This is a genomic window from Corallococcus sp. AB032C (assembly GCF_003668935.1).
In the GTDB taxonomy this organism is placed as follows: Bacteria; Myxococcota; Myxococcia; order Myxococcales; family Myxococcaceae; genus Corallococcus; species Corallococcus exiguus.
This window is the reverse complement of the sequence record NZ_RAWP01000002.1, coordinates 63,296-79,680: the sequence shown is the minus strand read 5'-3', so window position 1 is coordinate 79,680 and position 16,385 is coordinate 63,296. Positions and strand designations below refer to the sequence as shown.

Annotated in this window: 15 protein-coding genes; 13 read left to right on the top strand and 2 right to left on the bottom strand. The window is 70.2% G+C overall.

Going from position 1 to position 16,385, the window contains the following annotated elements:
- The first annotated feature begins 61 nt into the window (after positions 1-61).
- From D7X99_RS01295 to D7X99_RS01270, 6 genes are all read left to right on the top strand, one after another.
- On the top strand, positions 62-1,348 hold the full coding sequence (locus D7X99_RS01295) for a hypothetical protein (protein WP_121776092.1): 1,287 nt from the start codon (positions 62-64) through the stop codon (positions 1,346-1,348).
- 116 nt (positions 1,349-1,464) lie between these two features.
- The gene (locus tag D7X99_RS01290; protein WP_121776091.1) at positions 1,465-3,696 is read left to right on the top strand and encodes a hypothetical protein; all 2,232 of its coding nucleotides are present in this window, start codon (positions 1,465-1,467) and stop codon (positions 3,694-3,696) included.
- A gap of 167 nt (positions 3,697-3,863) precedes the next feature.
- Positions 3,864-5,012: a bestrophin family protein gene (locus D7X99_RS01285; RefSeq protein WP_121776090.1), complete on the top strand. Its 1,149-nt coding sequence runs from the start codon at positions 3,864-3,866 to the stop codon at positions 5,010-5,012.
- Positions 5,013-5,247: 235 nt separating this feature from the next.
- Positions 5,248-5,988 carry a hypothetical protein gene (locus D7X99_RS01280; protein ID WP_147475987.1) on the top strand — a complete coding sequence of 247 codons (741 nt, stop codon included), beginning with the start codon at positions 5,248-5,250 and terminating at the stop codon, positions 5,986-5,988.
- A gap of 28 nt (positions 5,989-6,016) precedes the next feature.
- Positions 6,017-6,718 (top strand): hypothetical protein, encoded by a 702-nt coding sequence (locus D7X99_RS01275; protein WP_121776088.1) that lies wholly within the window; start codon positions 6,017-6,019, stop codon positions 6,716-6,718.
- Entirely contained in the window at positions 6,718-8,091 is a 1,374-nt protein-coding gene (locus D7X99_RS01270) for a nitrilase-related carbon-nitrogen hydrolase (protein WP_121776087.1), read from the top strand. The genes D7X99_RS01275 and D7X99_RS01270 overlap by 1 nt, the downstream gene beginning before the upstream one ends.
- On the opposite strand, the gene D7X99_RS01265 is transcribed toward D7X99_RS01270, so the two are convergent.
- The gene (locus D7X99_RS01265) at positions 8,013-8,801 is read right to left on the bottom strand and encodes a 2-keto-4-pentenoate hydratase (RefSeq protein WP_121776086.1); all 789 of its coding nucleotides are present in this window, start codon (positions 8,799-8,801) and stop codon (positions 8,013-8,015) included. The two genes, D7X99_RS01270 and D7X99_RS01265, sit on opposite strands and share 79 nt — an antisense overlap.
- A gap of 183 nt (positions 8,802-8,984) precedes the next feature.
- Between D7X99_RS01265 and D7X99_RS01260 the strand changes: the two genes are divergently transcribed.
- Genes D7X99_RS01260 through D7X99_RS01230 form a run of 7 tightly spaced genes read left to right on the top strand, consistent with a single transcriptional unit; the run spans position 8,985 to position 15,778 of the window.
- A complete protein-coding gene (locus tag D7X99_RS01260) occupies positions 8,985-10,427 on the top strand; it encodes an aldehyde dehydrogenase (RefSeq protein ID WP_121776085.1) in 1,443 nt (480 codons plus the stop codon).
- Between the two features lie 16 nt (positions 10,428-10,443).
- Positions 10,444-10,872 carry a RidA family protein gene (locus D7X99_RS01255; protein WP_014393721.1) on the top strand — a complete coding sequence of 143 codons (429 nt, stop codon included), beginning with the start codon at positions 10,444-10,446 and terminating at the stop codon, positions 10,870-10,872.
- A 1-nt stretch (position 10,873) separates the two neighbouring features.
- Entirely contained in the window at positions 10,874-11,398 is a 525-nt protein-coding gene (nbaC, locus tag D7X99_RS01250) for a 3-hydroxyanthranilate 3,4-dioxygenase (protein WP_121752033.1), read from the top strand.
- Positions 11,395-12,411: an amidohydrolase family protein gene (locus tag D7X99_RS01245; RefSeq protein WP_121776084.1), complete on the top strand. Its 1,017-nt coding sequence runs from the start codon at positions 11,395-11,397 to the stop codon at positions 12,409-12,411. The genes nbaC and D7X99_RS01245 overlap by 4 nt, the downstream gene beginning before the upstream one ends.
- Positions 12,408-13,685 carry a kynureninase gene (gene kynU, locus D7X99_RS01240; protein ID WP_121776083.1) on the top strand — a complete coding sequence of 426 codons (1,278 nt, stop codon included), beginning with the start codon at positions 12,408-12,410 and terminating at the stop codon, positions 13,683-13,685. The genes D7X99_RS01245 and kynU overlap by 4 nt, the downstream gene beginning before the upstream one ends.
- Positions 13,672-15,063 (top strand): NAD(P)/FAD-dependent oxidoreductase, encoded by a 1,392-nt coding sequence (locus D7X99_RS01235; RefSeq protein WP_121776082.1) that lies wholly within the window; start codon positions 13,672-13,674, stop codon positions 15,061-15,063. The genes kynU and D7X99_RS01235 overlap by 14 nt, the downstream gene beginning before the upstream one ends.
- Positions 15,053-15,778 (top strand): SDR family oxidoreductase, encoded by a 726-nt coding sequence (locus tag D7X99_RS01230; protein ID WP_233604847.1) that lies wholly within the window; start codon positions 15,053-15,055, stop codon positions 15,776-15,778. The genes D7X99_RS01235 and D7X99_RS01230 overlap by 11 nt, the downstream gene beginning before the upstream one ends.
- Here D7X99_RS01230 and D7X99_RS01225 read toward each other — a convergent pair.
- Positions 15,775-16,284 carry a hypothetical protein gene (locus D7X99_RS01225; protein WP_121776081.1) on the bottom strand — a complete coding sequence of 170 codons (510 nt, stop codon included), beginning with the start codon at positions 16,282-16,284 and terminating at the stop codon, positions 15,775-15,777. The two genes, D7X99_RS01230 and D7X99_RS01225, sit on opposite strands and share 4 nt — an antisense overlap.
- Between the last annotated feature and the right edge of the window lie 101 nt (positions 16,285-16,385).

The window sequence follows — 16,385 nt, the reverse complement described above, 5'->3', positions numbered from 1 at the left end:
GCTGTTGGGGCTTCGGCGTTTCGTGCGACATTCCAGGTCCCCCTCCTGGAGTCCCGTCCCGATGGCCATGAAGCGCCCCCTCCCCGCCCTCATGGGAGGCGTGTCCCTGTCCGTCCTCGTGAGCCTCGGGGTGCTGGCGCACCAGCACCTGCGCACCGACGCGCTGGAGGAACGACTCCTGCGTGAGGTGAACACGCTGACGCACGCGGAGCACCCGCGTCCGGCGCACATCACCGCCACGCGGCCCGGCACCTTCGGGGACGCGATGGTTCCGCTCCTGCCCGCGCTGCTCCAGCAGGCCCGCGCGACCCCTGCTCCCACCGCGGCGGAGGCAGCGACCCTGGAGGCCGTGACGGAAGGACGCGCTCCGGTGACGGACCTCCCCGCCTCCCGCCGTGAAGCCCTGGAGCAGGGCCTGCCTTTGATGCGGCGGGTGCTCGCCGCCACCCACGCGGAGTCCGGCGGCCTTCCGGAGGACCTGCGTCCCCTGTCCGGTCCGGAGGTGTCGCGCCGGGACGCGCTGATCCACGCGCTTCGCCACGTGGTGGAGGACGCGGCGCTGGAGACGCGGCGGCTCGTGTCGCGGGGTGAAGCGGATCCAGCGGTGGACACGTGCTTGGACGCGCTCGCGCTGAGCCGGGAGCTGGCCCTGGGCGGAGGGCTCGTGGGACAGCGGCTGTCCGCGGCCGGATATGCGCGCACGTGGAGGGCCTGCGCGGACGCAATCGACGCGGCCTCCCTGGCCCGCAAGCGCCAGGCCATCTCGCAGCTCACCCGGCTGCATGAGGGCTTCCCGCCGGTGTCCCTGATGCTGCACGAGGAGGCCGTCGCCGCGCAGCTCCACACCTTCCGCGACCTGCTCTCCGACGACACCCTCGCCGAGCTGCCGCCCACGTGGTTCGACGCCCCCAAGCAGCCCGGAGCCCTGTCGCGCCGGCTCCAGTGGCGTCAGTGGGTGGAGGACGCGGACCACCTCCTCGCCGTGGCGGATCAACCGGCCGAGGAGCGCCGCCGTTCGCTGGCGGCCCTGGAGACCCTGAAGGCCGGGGAGTACTTCCGCCAGGCGGAGGCCCCGTCGGTGCGCCTGTCTCCCGAGGACGTGGAAGCATTGGAGCTGCGCACGCTGCGCTCCGAGGCCCTCATCGCCCTGGCGGAGGTGGACGTGGCCCGCGCGGAGAAGGGCCAGTGGCCGCGCGCGCTCCCCACGCGGACGACGTCGCTGGTGCTGGAGCCCGTGGATGAAACCCAGGTCAGCATCCGCTCCTGCATCCCGGGGCTGATGCCCGACCCGCTGGTCGTGAAGGCGGACGGTGCGCCCGCGCTCCAGCGGGTCCACGACGTGCCTTGAGCCGGTGACGGCGACTCCCTGGTGGGTCGCTCGCGCCCGCTTCACGTCCGGCCTCCCACGTGGGACCGACGATGTAGGATGCGGCCTTTCCGTGGACGTCGTGGGAGGGAGCCGTCATGTCGTGGAAGCTCGCGCTGCTGGACGAAGTGTCGAAGGTGCTGCCGGATGCGCCCCTCAAGGGCTCGGACATCCGCGTGGAATTGCCGACCGCCAGCTATGCGCTGCCCGCGGGAGAGAAGCTGGGCTCCCTGACGTTCGCGTTCGACGTGTCCGCGCGCGGCTTCATCGAAGGCTATGACGCCCCGGCGGACGTGGACGCGGCGGGCGTGGTGGGCGAGGCCCCCGGCGACGCGACGACGCAGCTGGCACCGGCGCTCGTCTACGGTGGTGATCAGGCGTGGCTCAAGTACGGCGTGGAGGCGCGCGTGAAGGCGGACGTCGGCTTCCCGCTGCCCTACGTGGCGCTCGCGGCCAACGGCGACGTGCGCGTGATGCTCGCGGACTACCACCGGCACACGCAGGACACGAACGCGCGCGCCGCGCTGAAGAAGAACGCGCCGGAGCTGCGGCTGCCCCTGCTCACGTCCTCGCTGGACAAGCTGGGCGTGGGTGACGCCATCGCCTTCCAGGCGCGCGGCGAGCTGTCCGTCACCGCGACGCTGGACTGGACGGACGTCTACACGTCCAACCTCCAGACGCTGACGAAGCTCTTGTCCGCCAGCACCATGATGGCCTTCGAGGCCAAGGCGGGCGCCACCGTGTCCGCCAAGGTGAAGGTGGTGGACGACTACGCCGTCGTCTTCTCCCGCCCCGCGGCTGGCCAGGTGCGCGTGCAGGTGAAGAAGGTGGTGGCGCGCGAGGCGGGCGTGACGGCCAGCCTGCACGTGGAGGCGAGCCTCACCGACCCGGCCGCCGTCGTCTCCCAGGTGGAGCACGTGCTCGAAGGGCTCCTGTCGGTGCCGCTGTCCGAGTTCGACTCCCTGATGACGAAGCTGGAAGCGCACACCTTGTCCGCGAACGAGACCAAGGTCCTGCGCATCATCCTGGACCGGCTGGGCTTCGGGGAGCTGGAGGCCAACACCACGGCGCTGCGCACGCAGTGGGAGAAGCTCCGCACGGACGTGCGCGCGCGCGTCCAGGCGCTGGCGGAATCGAAGTTCGAGGCGGGCTTCCGCTACGAGTACCTGCGCCTGCGCGAGCAGACCACGCTCCTGTCCACCGTGTGCACCGACGCCCAGGCCCGCGCGCTGCACCCGCTGCTGGTGTCCGGACGGATGGACAGCGCGATGCAGCGCATGCAGGCCGAAGGCATGGCGCTGGAGCAGTGCCTGCTGAAGGAGGTCAACAAGGAGTCCAAGGCCTGGGGCTTCTCCCTGAAGCTGGGCAAGTGGGCGCTGGGCGGCAGCGACGTGCACGAGCTCACCCAGGTGGTGCAGCGCAACAGCCTGGAGAAGGAGTCGCCCCAGCGCGTCTCGTTCCTGGGTGTGCGCAGCTACAAGGGCGCGCTGCTCACGCCGTACATGCGCTGGACCGCGGACTTCAAGGCGGACATGGCGGAGTTCCGCAAGTCGCCCACCGTGGCGGACTTCGACCTGGGCCTGTACCTGCTGCTGGCCCATGACGCTCGCAAGCTGTCGGACGACGACCTGCGCCAGGCCGTGGACGAGGCCATCATCTGGGGCGCGCTGGATGACGCCGAGGAGGAGGACGTCCTCAAGCGCATCCGCGACGCTTCCGGCGGCAAGGAGATTGAGACGCGGGTGGAGCTGAAGCTGGACAACCGGACGCTGCGCGACGTCATCACCCACGCGGCGGACCCGGACGCCCACTCCGCCTTCGCTCGCGCGCTGGCCCGGGCCCTGCCCTGGTACGGCGTGCCGTGCCGCGACCGGCCCACCGTGCGCGAGTCCGTCTACGCGCCCCTGTGGAAGGAGTACCTGGCGCAGGACTGGTCCGCCGCCGTGGCCGCGAACATGGCCGCCGCGAACCTGAAGAAGAACCCGCTCGTCGGGCACTTCGCGTACAGCGAAGGGCTGCTGGGCAACGGCATGCTGACGTTCGCGGAGGTCATCCAGAAGAACCCCGGCACCGTGTCCAAGTGGCACGACCTGCGCGCGGGCCTGCTGGACCTGCGCAACAGCGAGCAGCGCTCGCCCGCCGTCTTCAAGGGCGCGTTCAAGGCGCTGTCCCAGTCGTGGGCGCAGTCCTTCCACCTGAAAGCCACGGGCGCGTTCTTCCTGGAGCTGGCGTCACGCGGCGGCAACGGCCTGGCCACCGTGGAGCGCACCTTCACCGTGACGGTGCCGGCGACGGGCGCGAGCATCGTCTTCTCCAAGTCGCGGGCCTGACGGGCGCACGCGTCCTTTCGTTTGCTTCCGCACGCTCCCCAGGCGTGCGGAGGGGACTCCCGTCCGGCCGGGGGTCGCGAAGGTAACGCGGCGCATTGCCGCTCCTCGGGGGCATCACTACATCCAACTCCTCACGCAGCACGCCCCGCGAAGAGGAGCTCCGGGAGATGATCGTCGGTCGGATGCTGTCCTGGCGGATCATCCTCCGCTACACGGGGCGCCCCGTCGTCGTCCACATCGCCATCGCGCTGGCCATCTCGCTGGGCTACGAGGTGCTGGACGCCAGGTGGCTGTCGGTGCCTGCGTTGCCGGTGACGCTGCTGGCCGCGGCGCTGGGCGTGCTGCTCGGCTTCCGCAACAACTCCGCCTACGAGCGTTGGTGGGAGGCGCGCACCCTCTGGGGCGGGCTGGTGAACGCGTCGCGGACGCTGGCCCGGCAGGTGCTCACCTTCCTGCCCGCGCCCCGTGCGCAGCGCAGTGACGGGACGCCGGAGACACCCTCCGCCGCGTCGCGCCTGGTCCAGGTGGCCGTGCAGCCGGAGGGGCCCGCGCTGGCGCCCGCCTGGTCCAAGGTGGGTGACGGCGCGGTGCGGGACCAGCTCGGCCAGGCGCGCGACCTGCGCGGTCCCAGCATCCCGCGCGCGAACCTGGCCACGTTCGTCCATCCGGCCGTGGAGTCACCCCGGGGCATCATCACCGGCATGTTCGAGGGCATCACCGAGGACGCGCGCGAGCTGGTCTACGCGCAGATTGGCTTCGTGAACGCGCTGCGCTGCCATCTGCGGCGGCAGGACCCCTTCCCGGAGATCACCCCGTTCTTCCGGCCGTCCGTGCTGGAGGCGCTGCGCGTGGAGCAGAACGTGCCCGCCGCCATCCTGCTGTGGATGAGCACGCGCATGCGCCGCGTGTACAGCGACATCGAGCACCCGGAGAAGGTCTACCTGCGCGTGGCGATGGACGAGACGCTCACGGAGCTCACCAACCACCTGGGCGCGTGCGAGCGCATCAAGAACACGCCCCTGCCCCGCCAGTACGACATCCTTCCGCACGCCATGGTGCGCGCCTACCTCACCATGCTGCCCCTGGGCGTCGTCGCGGACCTGGGCGTGCTCACGCCGCTCATCACCGCCATCATCGCGTTCCTCTTCATCGCCCTGGACGCGGTGGGCCGCGACGTGGAGGCCCCCTTCGAGGACGGCGTCAGCGACACGCCCATGACGGCGCTGTGCCGCACCATCGAGATCAACCTGCGGCAGATGCTGGGCGAATCCGAGCTGCCGCCGCCGCTCCAGCCGAAGAACGGCCTGCTGTATTGAAAGCTGGGATGTGGTGAATACGAACCCAAATTGCTTTCCAGTCAACACGTGACATCCATGGCCACAAAGACAAGCGTCTTTGTGACCGGGATGGCCACAGTCCCGGGCGGGTGGTGACAGGGATTGGCTCGGGGGTGGGCCCTGGCATGCACCGTGCTCAAGGGGTCAGGAACGGCCTGGAGCGTCCTTCCCTCCCGGTAGGCACGTTCAGGCCGTCCGCAAGGAGTCACACCCCATGAACCCCCGTGACGTGTCCCCTGTTTCGCGCCCCGTGTTCCAGTCCGCCGTTTCGTTGCTGCTCTTGAGCATCTTCACCCTCCAGGTGGGGTGCAGCCGCAGCCCGGAAGCCAGCCCGTGGACGCTGGAGAAGACCCAACTGCTGCAGAGCCGCGTCCTCCACCGCGAGGTGCAGCCGGCGCAGGTGGTGGACAACCACCTGGAGCGCTACGGCCGCGTCCAGGTGCGGGGGGAGGAAGGGCAGGCGCCCCACATGCTCGCGTTCGTGCTGCGCCAGGAGCTCACGCGCGGCGACGGCACGACGGTCATCGACATCCTCGACGAGGAGACGGGCAGCAAGAGCCACTATGAGATGCACGACGAGACGGGCGAGGCCCTCATCGTCACGGACGCCGGCCAGCAGAAGATGACGTTCAACGCCGACGGCACCGTCCGGGTGGGTGATGCGCTGGCGAAGAACGAGCGGGAGGCCGCGGAGCTGCTGCACAAGACGGGCGTGATGGATCCGGTGTCTGACTACTCGTTCGTCGTGCTGCTCGACACCATCCACCAGTACATCCCGGAGAGCGACACCGGCAAGGGCGGCGCGGTCGCGGCCGTCGTCGTGGTCGTGTGGCTGACGGGCTCCTTCCTCCTCTGTAGCCGCGAGTACAGCCGCAAGAACTGCAACACCAACAACGGCATGACCCAGTACTGCCGCGACTACTGCCGTCAGGTCGGCTGCGCCTGCTGGAGGTAGTCTCCCGTCGTCCTGGAGCCAGCGCCCCATGTCCGCCCGGAATCCCAAGGCAGTCCTCGGGGCGCTGATGCTCCTGTCGGGGGCGTGCTCGCGTGAGCCGCCTCCCCGGCGCGCGGCGACGGAAGCGCCGCGCGTCGTCTCCATCTTCTCCCGCGCGGACGCGCCGCCGCTCCAACAGGCGGCGTGCGGCGCAGGTGATGACGCGTGCCCCAACCTCGCGCTGGAGGACTTCGACTGTCCCCGGGACGCGGCGGCGGAGGTGCTCATCTTCAGCGGCCACAGCCTGCCGCCGCTGTACCTGCACACCGGGCCGGAGGCGCTGGCGCGCGTCGCGGCCTGCTACCGTCCGGAGCTCATCGTGCTGGACACCTGCTATGGCTTCTCCCTGCCGCTGCTGGAGGCGCTCGCCGACGCGGTCCCTGGCGCGCTGGTGGTGGGCGCCACCTACAAGCTGCCGCCACAGGGGCTGCGCTACGACGCGGACTTCTTCCAGCCCGGCACCGCCGACGCGCGCGCGGAGCGCTTCCACACCCGCTCCGGCAAGCCGCTGACGCGCTGGCGGCTGGACGCGGACGCGCTGAGCCAGGCGCGCGACACGCTGGAGGCCTGGGACGTGGATGCGCTGGAGGCGCGCCTCGTGCGCAAGCTGCCGAACCTGGTGAGCGTGGACCTTCCCGGCGCGGACGCCGCGGCCCTGGTGCCGGTGGCGCCGGAGCGCTTCCGCCGGTGATGCACTGGGGCCTCGCACTGCTCGGGGGGTTGCTGCAGGGGGTGGCCTTCCTCGGCCCCACCGCGCAGCCCCTGGCGTGGGTGGGCGTCGCGTGCGTGGCGGCGGCCCTGCACCGCGCGCCCTCCGGCCTTCGCGCCGCGGGCATGCTCGCGCTGGCGGCGCTGGCGCGGCAGGCGGTGGCCCTGCACTGGTGGGTGGGGACCGCGCGTCACTTCGCGCCAGGAGTCGCCGGAGCCGCCCTGACGCTGGCGGCGCTGGGCTGGGCGGCGACGGCGGTGGCCTCCCAGGTGCCGGCGATGGCGCTGGTCCTGACACGCGCGCGCCGCGTACCTCCGCGCTTCTGGCTGCCCTTCGCCTGGGCAGCGGGTGAAGCCACGGCGGAGCTGACCTGCGGCTTCTCCATGACGCAGTTGCTGAACTCCCAGTGGGCCTGGCCCGCCATGCTGCACGCCCTCGCGTTCGTGGGCTGGGGGCCCTTGCTGCTGCTGTGCCTCTACGCCTCGGCCAGCGTGGGCGAGGCGGCGGTCCGGCGCGACTTCCGGTTGCTGGCTCCGGCGGGACTGGTCCTGGGCGCGCTCGCCATGGTGCCCCCACCCGCCCCCGTCGACGACGTGCTCGCGGGCGTGGGCGTGGTGCACCTGGCCTCGTCGGCCCGGCCGCCGCGAGAGGTGCCCGGGGGAACGTCGCTGCTCGTGTGGCCGGAGAGCACGGTGCGCGGCAACCAGCGGCTGCCCGAGGGCGTCCTGCCCCAGCCGGTGCCCCTGGCCGCGTTCGCGGACACGCGCCTGCCGGTGGCGAGCATCGCGGGCCTCACGCTGCGCACGGAGGGGCACTACCTCAACGCCGCGGGCGCCTTCGACACGGAGGGGCGTCTCAAGGAGAGCCGGGGCAAGGCGGTGCTCGTCCCGGTGGGTGAGCGCGCCTTCCTGGGCCTGCGCGGAAGCAGCGAGCCCCTGACGCCGGGCAGCGCCGTCCCCCGGCTGTCCGTGGCGGGCCGGAGCGTCGTGCCCCTCATCTGCTACGAGGCCTTCAGCCGCCCCACCGCCCTCCAGGGACAGGCCGCGGGAGGCACCCTGCTGGCCGTGCTCGCCAGCGACCTGCCGCTGGTGGGCAACCGCTTCGCGATGGAGCAGGCCGTGGGCACTGTCATCCTGCGCGCCGCGGAGCAGCACCTGCCCGCGGTGCGCGCGTCGCTCGCGGGCCCGGCCCTCATCGTCTCCTCCACCGGCCAGGTGCTGTCCCGAAGCGAGCCGGGAACCAGCGGCATCCTCACGCTCGGGAACGGCGCGCCGGGCTACTCGCCCGCGGTGACCTCCACGGTGCCCAGCCCGTCCACGGTGAGTCGCACGTGGTCGCCGGGCTTCATCAGGTAGGCGGCGGTGGCCGCGCCGGACAACACCAGGCTTCCCGCGGGCAGCACCTGACCGCGCTCGGCGAGCAGCGCGCACAACTGGATGAGGGACACCACCGGGTCGCCAGAGATGGCGTCCGAGCGCGCCTCGCCCTCCACCTTGCCGTTCACCTCCATGCGCATCTGGAGCTTCGTCAGGTCCAGCTCGCGCGGGGCGCGCTCCAGGGTGCCCGGCACGAACAGCGACGACGACGCGTTGTCCGCAACCACGTCCGGCAGGCTGAAGTACTTGAAGCCCACGAAGCGCGAGTCCAGCACCTCCATCGCCGCGAAGACGGCGTCGCACGCGTCCAGCACCTCGTCGCGCGTCACGCTGCCTTTGAGTTCTTTCGACGTGCGGAAGGCGATCTCCGGTTCGATGCGCGGGTGGATGCCCGCGCCCACGCGCACCACGCCGCCGGGCTGCACGCGCATCCGGTCCGTGAGCACGCCGAAGATGGGCGAGCCCAGGTTCATCTGCTGGCGCTTCGCCTCCGACGTGAAGCCCATCTTCAGGCCCACCACCCGCTCACCCTGGGCCTCGCGCAGCCGGATGCCCTCCGCCTGCACCGCGTAACCGTCCGGCACGGTCAGGGTCGGGTGCGCGTGCGACAGGGGCGGTATCTCTCGCCGCTCGCGCCGCGCCGCGTCCAGGATTCCTGCCAGGGCCGCTACATCCACAGTCGAGGTCATGCGCGAATCTTTTCCATGCCCGGCCCGCAATTCCACCAAGGATTCACCAGTGGAGCGGGTCCCGGAGACGCTGGGAGCCAGACGGCCGCGCAAGCGAGCGCCATCCGACGCCGACTGTTCGGAATCCTGGAGGCCGCGGACGGCCGCGACATACATTGCCGCGTCTCCTTGGAGGGCGCGCCCGTGGAAAAGGTCCTCAACTACATCGGTGGCGAGCTGGTGCCCGCGGCGGGCGGCCAGTGGCTGGACAAGCCGGAGCCCGCGACGGGCCAGCTCTACGCGCACGTGCCGGACTCGCGCGAGATGGACGTGCAGTCCGCCGTGGAGGCCGCGGGCCGGGCCTTCCCCGCGTGGGCCGCCCTGCCGGCGATGGAGCGCTCGCGGTACCTGCGCCGCATCGCGGGCCTCATCCACGAACGCCTGGACGCCTTCGCGCGGGCGGAGTCCATCGACACGGGCAAGCCGCTGTCGGTGGCTCGCACGGTGGACATCCCGCGCAGCGTGCTCAACTTCGAGTTCTTCGCGGACGCGGCGACGCAGTTCTCCAGTGAAGCGCACCCCATGGACGGCGTGGCGCTCAACTACACGCTGCGCTCGCCGTTGGGCGTGGTGGGCTGCATCTCGCCATGGAACCTGCCGCTGTACCTGCTCACGTGGAAGATTGCCCCCGCGCTGGCGGCCGGTAACTGCGTGGTGGCCAAGCCGTCGGAGGTGACGCCGATGACGGCCTTCCTCCTGTCGCAGGTGTGCCGCGACGCGGGGCTGCCGCCGGGCGTGCTCAACCTGGTGCACGGTCTGGGGCCTCACGTCGGTGGGCCGCTCACGCGCCACCCGGAGGTGAGCGCCATCTCCTTCACCGGCAGCACGCGCACGGGCGCGGAGATTGCCCGCGTGGCCGCGCCCGCGTTCAAGAAGCTGTCCCTGGAGATGGGCGGGAAGAACCCCAACGTCATCTTCGCGGACTGCGACTTCGACGACGCGCTGGCCACCACGCTGCGCTCGTCGTTCGCGAACCAGGGGCAGATCTGTCTGTGCGGCCCGCGCATCTTCGTGCAGCGGTCGCTGTATCCGCGCTTCAAGGAAGCGCTGGTCGCGCGCACGAAGGCCCTCAAGGTGGGGGACCCGCTGGTGGACGGCACGGACCAGGGCGCGCTCGTGTCGCGCGAGCACTTCGAGAAGGTGATGGGCTACATCACGCTCGCGAAGCAGGAGGGCGGCAACATCCTCACCGGCGGCCAGCGCGCGAACGTGCCCGGCCGCTGCGCGAACGGCTGGTTCATCGAGCCCACGCTGGTGGAGGGCCTCGCCCCCACGTGCCGCACGAACCAGGAGGAGATCTTCGGTCCGGTGGCGACCATCATGCCCTTCGACGACGAGGAGGAGGTGCTGTCGTGGGCCAACTCCACGCGCTACGGGCTGGCGGGCAGCGTGTGGACGAAGGACCTGGCGCGCGCGCACCGGTTCGCGTCCCGGCTGCACAGCGGCATCGTCTGGGTGAACACCTGGATGCTGCGCGACCTGCGCACGCCGTTTGGTGGAGTGAAGGAATCCGGCGTGGGCCGCGAGGGCGGCTGGGACGCGCTGCGCTTCTTCACCGAGCCCAAGAACGTCTGCATCAAGCTTTGAGCGGGGAGAGCCACACGTGAGCGCTGGCGAGCGGATCGATTCGAAGAAGGCCCCGGAGCCGGTGGGGCTCTATCCCCACGCGCGCCGTGTGGGGAACTTGTTGTTCCTCTCCGGCGTGGGCCCGCGCGAGCGCGGCAGCAAGGCCATTCCGGGCGTGGAGCTGGACGCGGCGGGGAACATCGTCTCGTACGACATCGAGACGCAGTGCCACTCCGTGTTCCGCAACGTGCGCTACATCCTGGAGGACGCGGGCTCGTCGTGGGAGCGGCTGGTGGACGTGACGGTGTACCTCACGGACATGAAGCGGGACTTCCCCACGTACAACCGGCTGTGGGCGGAGTACTTCAAGGACAACCCGCCGTGCCGCACCACGCTGGAAATCAACGCGCTGCCCACGCCCATCGCGATTGAACTCAAGTGCATCGCCACCATTGGAGACGAGTGACATGGGCCGACTGACCCCCATCAACTTCAAGAAGTGGATCGACGAGCACCGCCCCCTGCTCAAGCCGCCCGTGGGCAACCAGCAGGTGTGGGAGGACCGGGACTTCATGGTCACGGTGGTGGGCGGGCCCAACTCGCGCACGGACTTCCACGTCAACGAGGGCGAGGAGTTCTTCTACCAACTGGAGGGCGACATCACCCTGCGCGTCATCGACGACGGCCAGGTGCAGGACGTCCCCATCCGCGAGGGCGAAATCTTCCTGCTGCCGCCCAAGGTGCCGCACTCGCCGCAGCGGCCCGCGGGCACCATCGGACTGGTGCTGGAGCGCCGCCGCCAGCCGCAGGAGCTGGATTCGTTCCTGTGGCTGTGCCCGAAGTGCGGCGAGAAGCTCTATGAGGAATCGCTGCACGTCACCAACCTGGTGACGCAGCTGCCGCCGGTGTTCGAGCACTTCTACGGCAACCCCGAGAACTGCACGTGCAAGCAGTGCGGCACGAAGGTGGCGCGGGGTGGTGCGCCCAAGTGAAGGTCGACATCCACACGCACCTCCTCCCCCCGGAGCTGCCCCGCTTCGCCGAGCGCTTCGGCTACGGCGGCTTCATCGCGCTGGACCACCACGCGCCCTGCCGCGCGCGGATGATGCGGGACGACGGGAAGTTCTTCCGCGAGATTGAAAGCAACTGCTGGGACCCGCAGCAGCGCGTCACCGAGTGCGACGCGCACGGTGTCCAGGTGCAGGTCCTGTCCACGGTGCCGGTGCTGTTCAGCTATTGGGCGAAGCCGCAGGACGGCCTGGAGGTGGCGCGCTTCCTCAACGACCACCTGGCCGGCGCGGTGGCGACGGCGCCGAAGCGCTTCGTGGGCCTGGGCACGGTGCCGCTCCAATCCACCGACCTGGCGGTCAAGGAATTGGAGCGCTGCGTGCGCACGCTGGGGTTCGCGGGCGTGCAGATTGGCAGCCACGTCAATGACCTGAACCTGTCCGACCCGGCCCTCTTCCCCTTCTTCCAGGCGGCGAGCGACCTGGGCGCGGCCGTCTTCGTGCACCCGTGGGACATGATGGGTGAGGCGAAGATGGCGAAGTACTGGCTGCCGTGGCTGGTGGGGATGCCGGCGGAGGTGTCGCTGGCCATCTGCTCGCTCATCTTCGGCGGGGTGATGGAGCGGCTGCCGAAGCTGCGGCTCGCGTTCGCGCACGGCGGCGGCGCGTTCCCGGGCACGCTGGGCCGCATCCAGCACGGCTTCGAGGTTCGCCCGGACCTGGTGGCCGTGGACAACAAGGTCGCGCCGCGCGACTACCTGGGCCGGTTCTGGGTGGACTCGCTGGTGCACGACGCGGAGACGCTGCGCGGCATCGTGAAGCTGTTCGGCGCGGACAAGGTGGCGCTGGGCAGTGACTATCCCTTCCCGCTGGGCGAGGAGCGGCCCGGCACGCTCATCGAGTCGCTGACGGACCTGGCGCCTTCCGTGCGCGAGCAACTGCTGTCCCGAAATGCCCTGGAGTGGCTGGGGCGCTCGCACGAGGACTTCGCACCATGACGGCCCCTGTCTACGAGAACACCGATGTGTTCGCCTACGGCCTGGACGCAGCGGATCCGCTGAGGCCCCTGCGCGACGAGTTCCTCTTCCCCCCGGCTGCGTCTGGCGCGCCGGCCATCTACCTGGCGGGCAATTCACTGGGGCTGCAGCCGCGCAAGGCTCGCAAGTACGTGCAGATGGAGATGGAGGACTGGGAGCGGCTGGGCGTGGAGGGCCACGTGCACGGCCGCCACCCGTGGCTGCCCTACCACGAGCAGCTCACCGACATGGTGGCGCGGGTGGTGGGAGCGCAGCCGCAGGAAGTCGTGGTGATGAACACCCTGTCGGTGAACCTGCACCTGATGATGGTGTCGTTCTACCGGCCCACGCGTGAGCGCTTCAAAATCCTGATTGAAGGCGGCGCCTTCCCATCGGACCAATACGCGGTGGCGTCTCAGGCGCGCTTCCACGGCTACGACCCGAAAGAGGCCATCGTCCGGCTGATGCCCCGCGAGGGCGAGGACACGCTGCGCTCCGAGGACATCCTGGAGACCATCGAGCGGCACGGGAAGGAGCTCGCGCTGGTGATGCTGGGCAGCGTGAACTACCTCACCGGGCAGGCGTTCGACCTGCGCGAGATTACCCGCGTGGCGCACGCGCAGGGCTGCAAGGTGGGCTTCGACCTGGCGCACGGGGCGGGCAACCTGAAGCTGTCGCTGCACGACGACGGGCCCGACTTCGCGGTGTGGTGTTCGTACAAGTACCTCAACGGCGGACCGGGCAGCCTGGGCGGCGTGTTCGTGCACGAGCGCCACGCGCATTCACCGGAACTGCCGCGCTTCGAAGGCTGGTGGGGGCACAACAAGGCCACGCGCTTCGAGATGGGCCCCACGTTCGACCCGCTGCCGGGCGCGGAGGGGTGGCAGCTGTCCAACCCGCCCATCTTCCAACTGGCGGCGCTGCGTTCGTCGCTGGAGCTGTTCGACAGGGCGACGATGGCGGCCCTGCGCGAGAAGAGCGACCAGATGACGGGCTACCTGGAGTTCCTGCTGGACCGGCTGCCCGCGGGCTACGTCACCATCACCACGCCGCGAGATTTGAAGCAGCGCGGGGCGCAGCTGTCCCTGCGCTTCAAGGGCGAGCCGAAGCGGCTGCTCCAGCGGCTGTCCGCGGCCGGAATCATCTGCGACTTCCGCGAGCCGGACATCATCCGCGCCGCGCCCGCGCCCCTCTACAACACGTACCTGGACGTCTTCCGCTTCGTGAAGGCGCTGGAGGCCCATGCCCTCGAATGAGTCGAAGCTGACGGTGGTGGGAGCGGGCCTGGTGGGTTCGCTGCTCTCGCTGTACCTGGCCCGCCGGGGCCACACGGTGGAGGTGCTGGAGCGCCGCCCGGACATGCGCCGCGAGACGCTGGACGCGGGGCGCTCCATCAACCTGGCCATCTCCACGCGCGGACTGCACGCCTTGCGGCAGGTGGGCCTGGAGGAGGAGGCGCTGAAGCACGCCATCCCCATGCGCGGGCGCGTCATCCACCCGGTGAAGGGCGAGCTGGCCTTCCAGCCGTATGGGAAGGATGACTCGCAGCACATCAATTCCCTGTCACGTGGCTGGTTGAACAAGTTCCTGATGACACAGGCGGAGGCCACGGGGCGCGTGTCCATCCGCTTCCGGCAGCGGGTGACGCAGGCGGATCCGGCGGCGGGGGCGCTCACGGTGCTGGATGAGGCCACGGGCGTGACGCGCGAGGTGCGCGACGCGGTGGTGTTCGGCACGGACGGCTCGGGTTCGGCGGTGCGGCAGGCGCTGCAATCGCAGACGGGGTCCCAGGCGGACTCGCAGACGCTGGGGCATGGCTACAAGGAGCTGACGATTCCCCCGGGCGAGGGCGGGCGCTTCCAGATGGAGAAGCACGCGCTGCACATCTGGCCGCGCGGCACGTACATGCTCATCGCGCTGCCGAATGAAGACGGCAGCTTCACGTGCACGCTGTTCCTGCCGTGGGAGGGGCCGGTGAGCTTCGCGTCGCTCCACACGCCCGCCGCGCTGGAGGCGTTCTTCCAGGAGCAGTTCCCGGACGCGAAGGCGATGATTCCGGGGCTGGTGGAGGAGTTCTTCTCCCGGCCCACCGGGCAGATGGTGACGGTGAAGTGCGCGCCGTGGCGTGAGGGCGGACGCACGCTGCTGCTGGGCGACGCCGCGCACGCGATGGTCCCCTTCTACGGGCAGGGGATGAACTGCGGCTTCGAGGACTGCGTGGTGCTGGACTCGCTGCTGGAGCGGCAGTCGGACTGGGCGGCCGCGTTCGACGCGTTCGAGCGGCTGCGCAAGACGAACGCGGACGCCATCGCGGACATGGCGGTGGAGAACTTCATCGAGATGCGCGACAGCACGGCGGATCCGCGCTTCCTGTTGGAGAAGGGCGTGGAGAAGGTGCTGCTCAACGCGTTCCCGGGCGAGTTCGTCAGCCGCTACTCGCTGGTGAGCTTCAGCCGTGTGCCCTACCGGCTGGCGTACGGCGTGGGCTCCATCGCGGGCGGCATCGTGTCGGAGCTGGCTCGGGAGCTGAAGCGGCCCGAGGACGTGGACCTGGACCAGGCGGCGAAGCTGATTCGCGGCCGGCTGACCCCTTTCATGGAGGAGCACGCGGATGGATTTCGGCTTGAAGGGTAGGCGGGCGCTGGTGACGGGCGCGTCGTCGGGGCTGGGGCGCGCCATCGCGGACACGCTGGTGAAGGAGCGCGCGACGGTGGCGGTGTCCTCGCGAGGCGGGGAGAAACTCCAGAAGGCAGCGAAGGAGCTGGGCGCGGCGCTGGCGGTGCCGTGTGATTTGACTCAGCCGGGGGCCGCGCGCGGGCTGGTGCGCGAGGTGACCGAGAAGCTGGGCGGCCTGGACGTGCTGGTGGTGAACGCGGGAGGCCCGCCGTCCGGAGGCTTCGAGTCCATCACGGTGGAGCAATGGCAGACAGGGTTCCAGAGCCTGTGGCTGGCCACGGTGGATGCGATTCAGGAAGCGCTGCCGGGCATGAAGGCGCAGGGCTGGGGCCGCATCGTGCTGGTGACGTCCACGGCGGCGCGCGAGGCGATGAACAACCTCACGGTGTCCAACGGCCTGCGCGCGGGATTGCTGGGGCTGGTGAAGAGCCTGAGCAATGAAGTGGGGCCGTATGGAATCACGGTGAACGCGGCGCTGCCGGGCTACCACGCGACGGACCGGATGAAGGACCTGGGCCTGTCCGACGAGAAGGTCGCGCCGAACATCCCTGCGAGGCGGCTGGGCAGGCCGGAGGAGTTCGCGGCGCTGGTGACGTTCCTGGCGTCGGAGCCGGCCGCGTATATCAGCGGCCAGTCCATTGCCTGCGACGGTGGAGCGCTGAAGGGCTTCTAGGGTCCCATGTGCACAATCAGGTAGAGCAGGCACGTGCCGGCACCCACGGACAATGACACGGCCCACACCGCTGCCGAGGAGATGGCTCGCAGCAGTCCGTAGGCGCCCAACAGCGCCGCGGACACGAGCCATCCACCGAAGAAGCAGGACACGAACGCGAGCGACGTGAGCCAGTACGACAGGTCGCAGTTCGAGCCCAGGCATTCGCCGAACGGCAGTGGCAGTGAGTACTTGTCGAGGACGACGGCCACGGCCCCGAGCCCCGAGAGCAGCGCCCCCGCCAACGACAGCCACTTCCAAGCCTTCCCGGAGAGCGAGAAGGCGCCATCACTCCGCCAGTTCGGCGCCCGGCGCAAGGTGACGATGACGAGGGCCAGCAAGCCCAGGCCCAGCACCAGCGCCGCCGGGAGCGCGGCGGCGCCTCTGAACGCCGTCGCCAGCATCGACAAACCAAAGAGGAAGGAGCCGAGGGACAGGGCGGCGAAGAGCGCGAGGCGTGAGGTCATCAGGGCTGTTGTTATATGCCGATTCCTCGTAGCTCAGAGGACAGCCCGCCCCCTGAGACGATGGAGCTTTGAGAGGATTTTGAAGTGACGTCAGCGGCCTT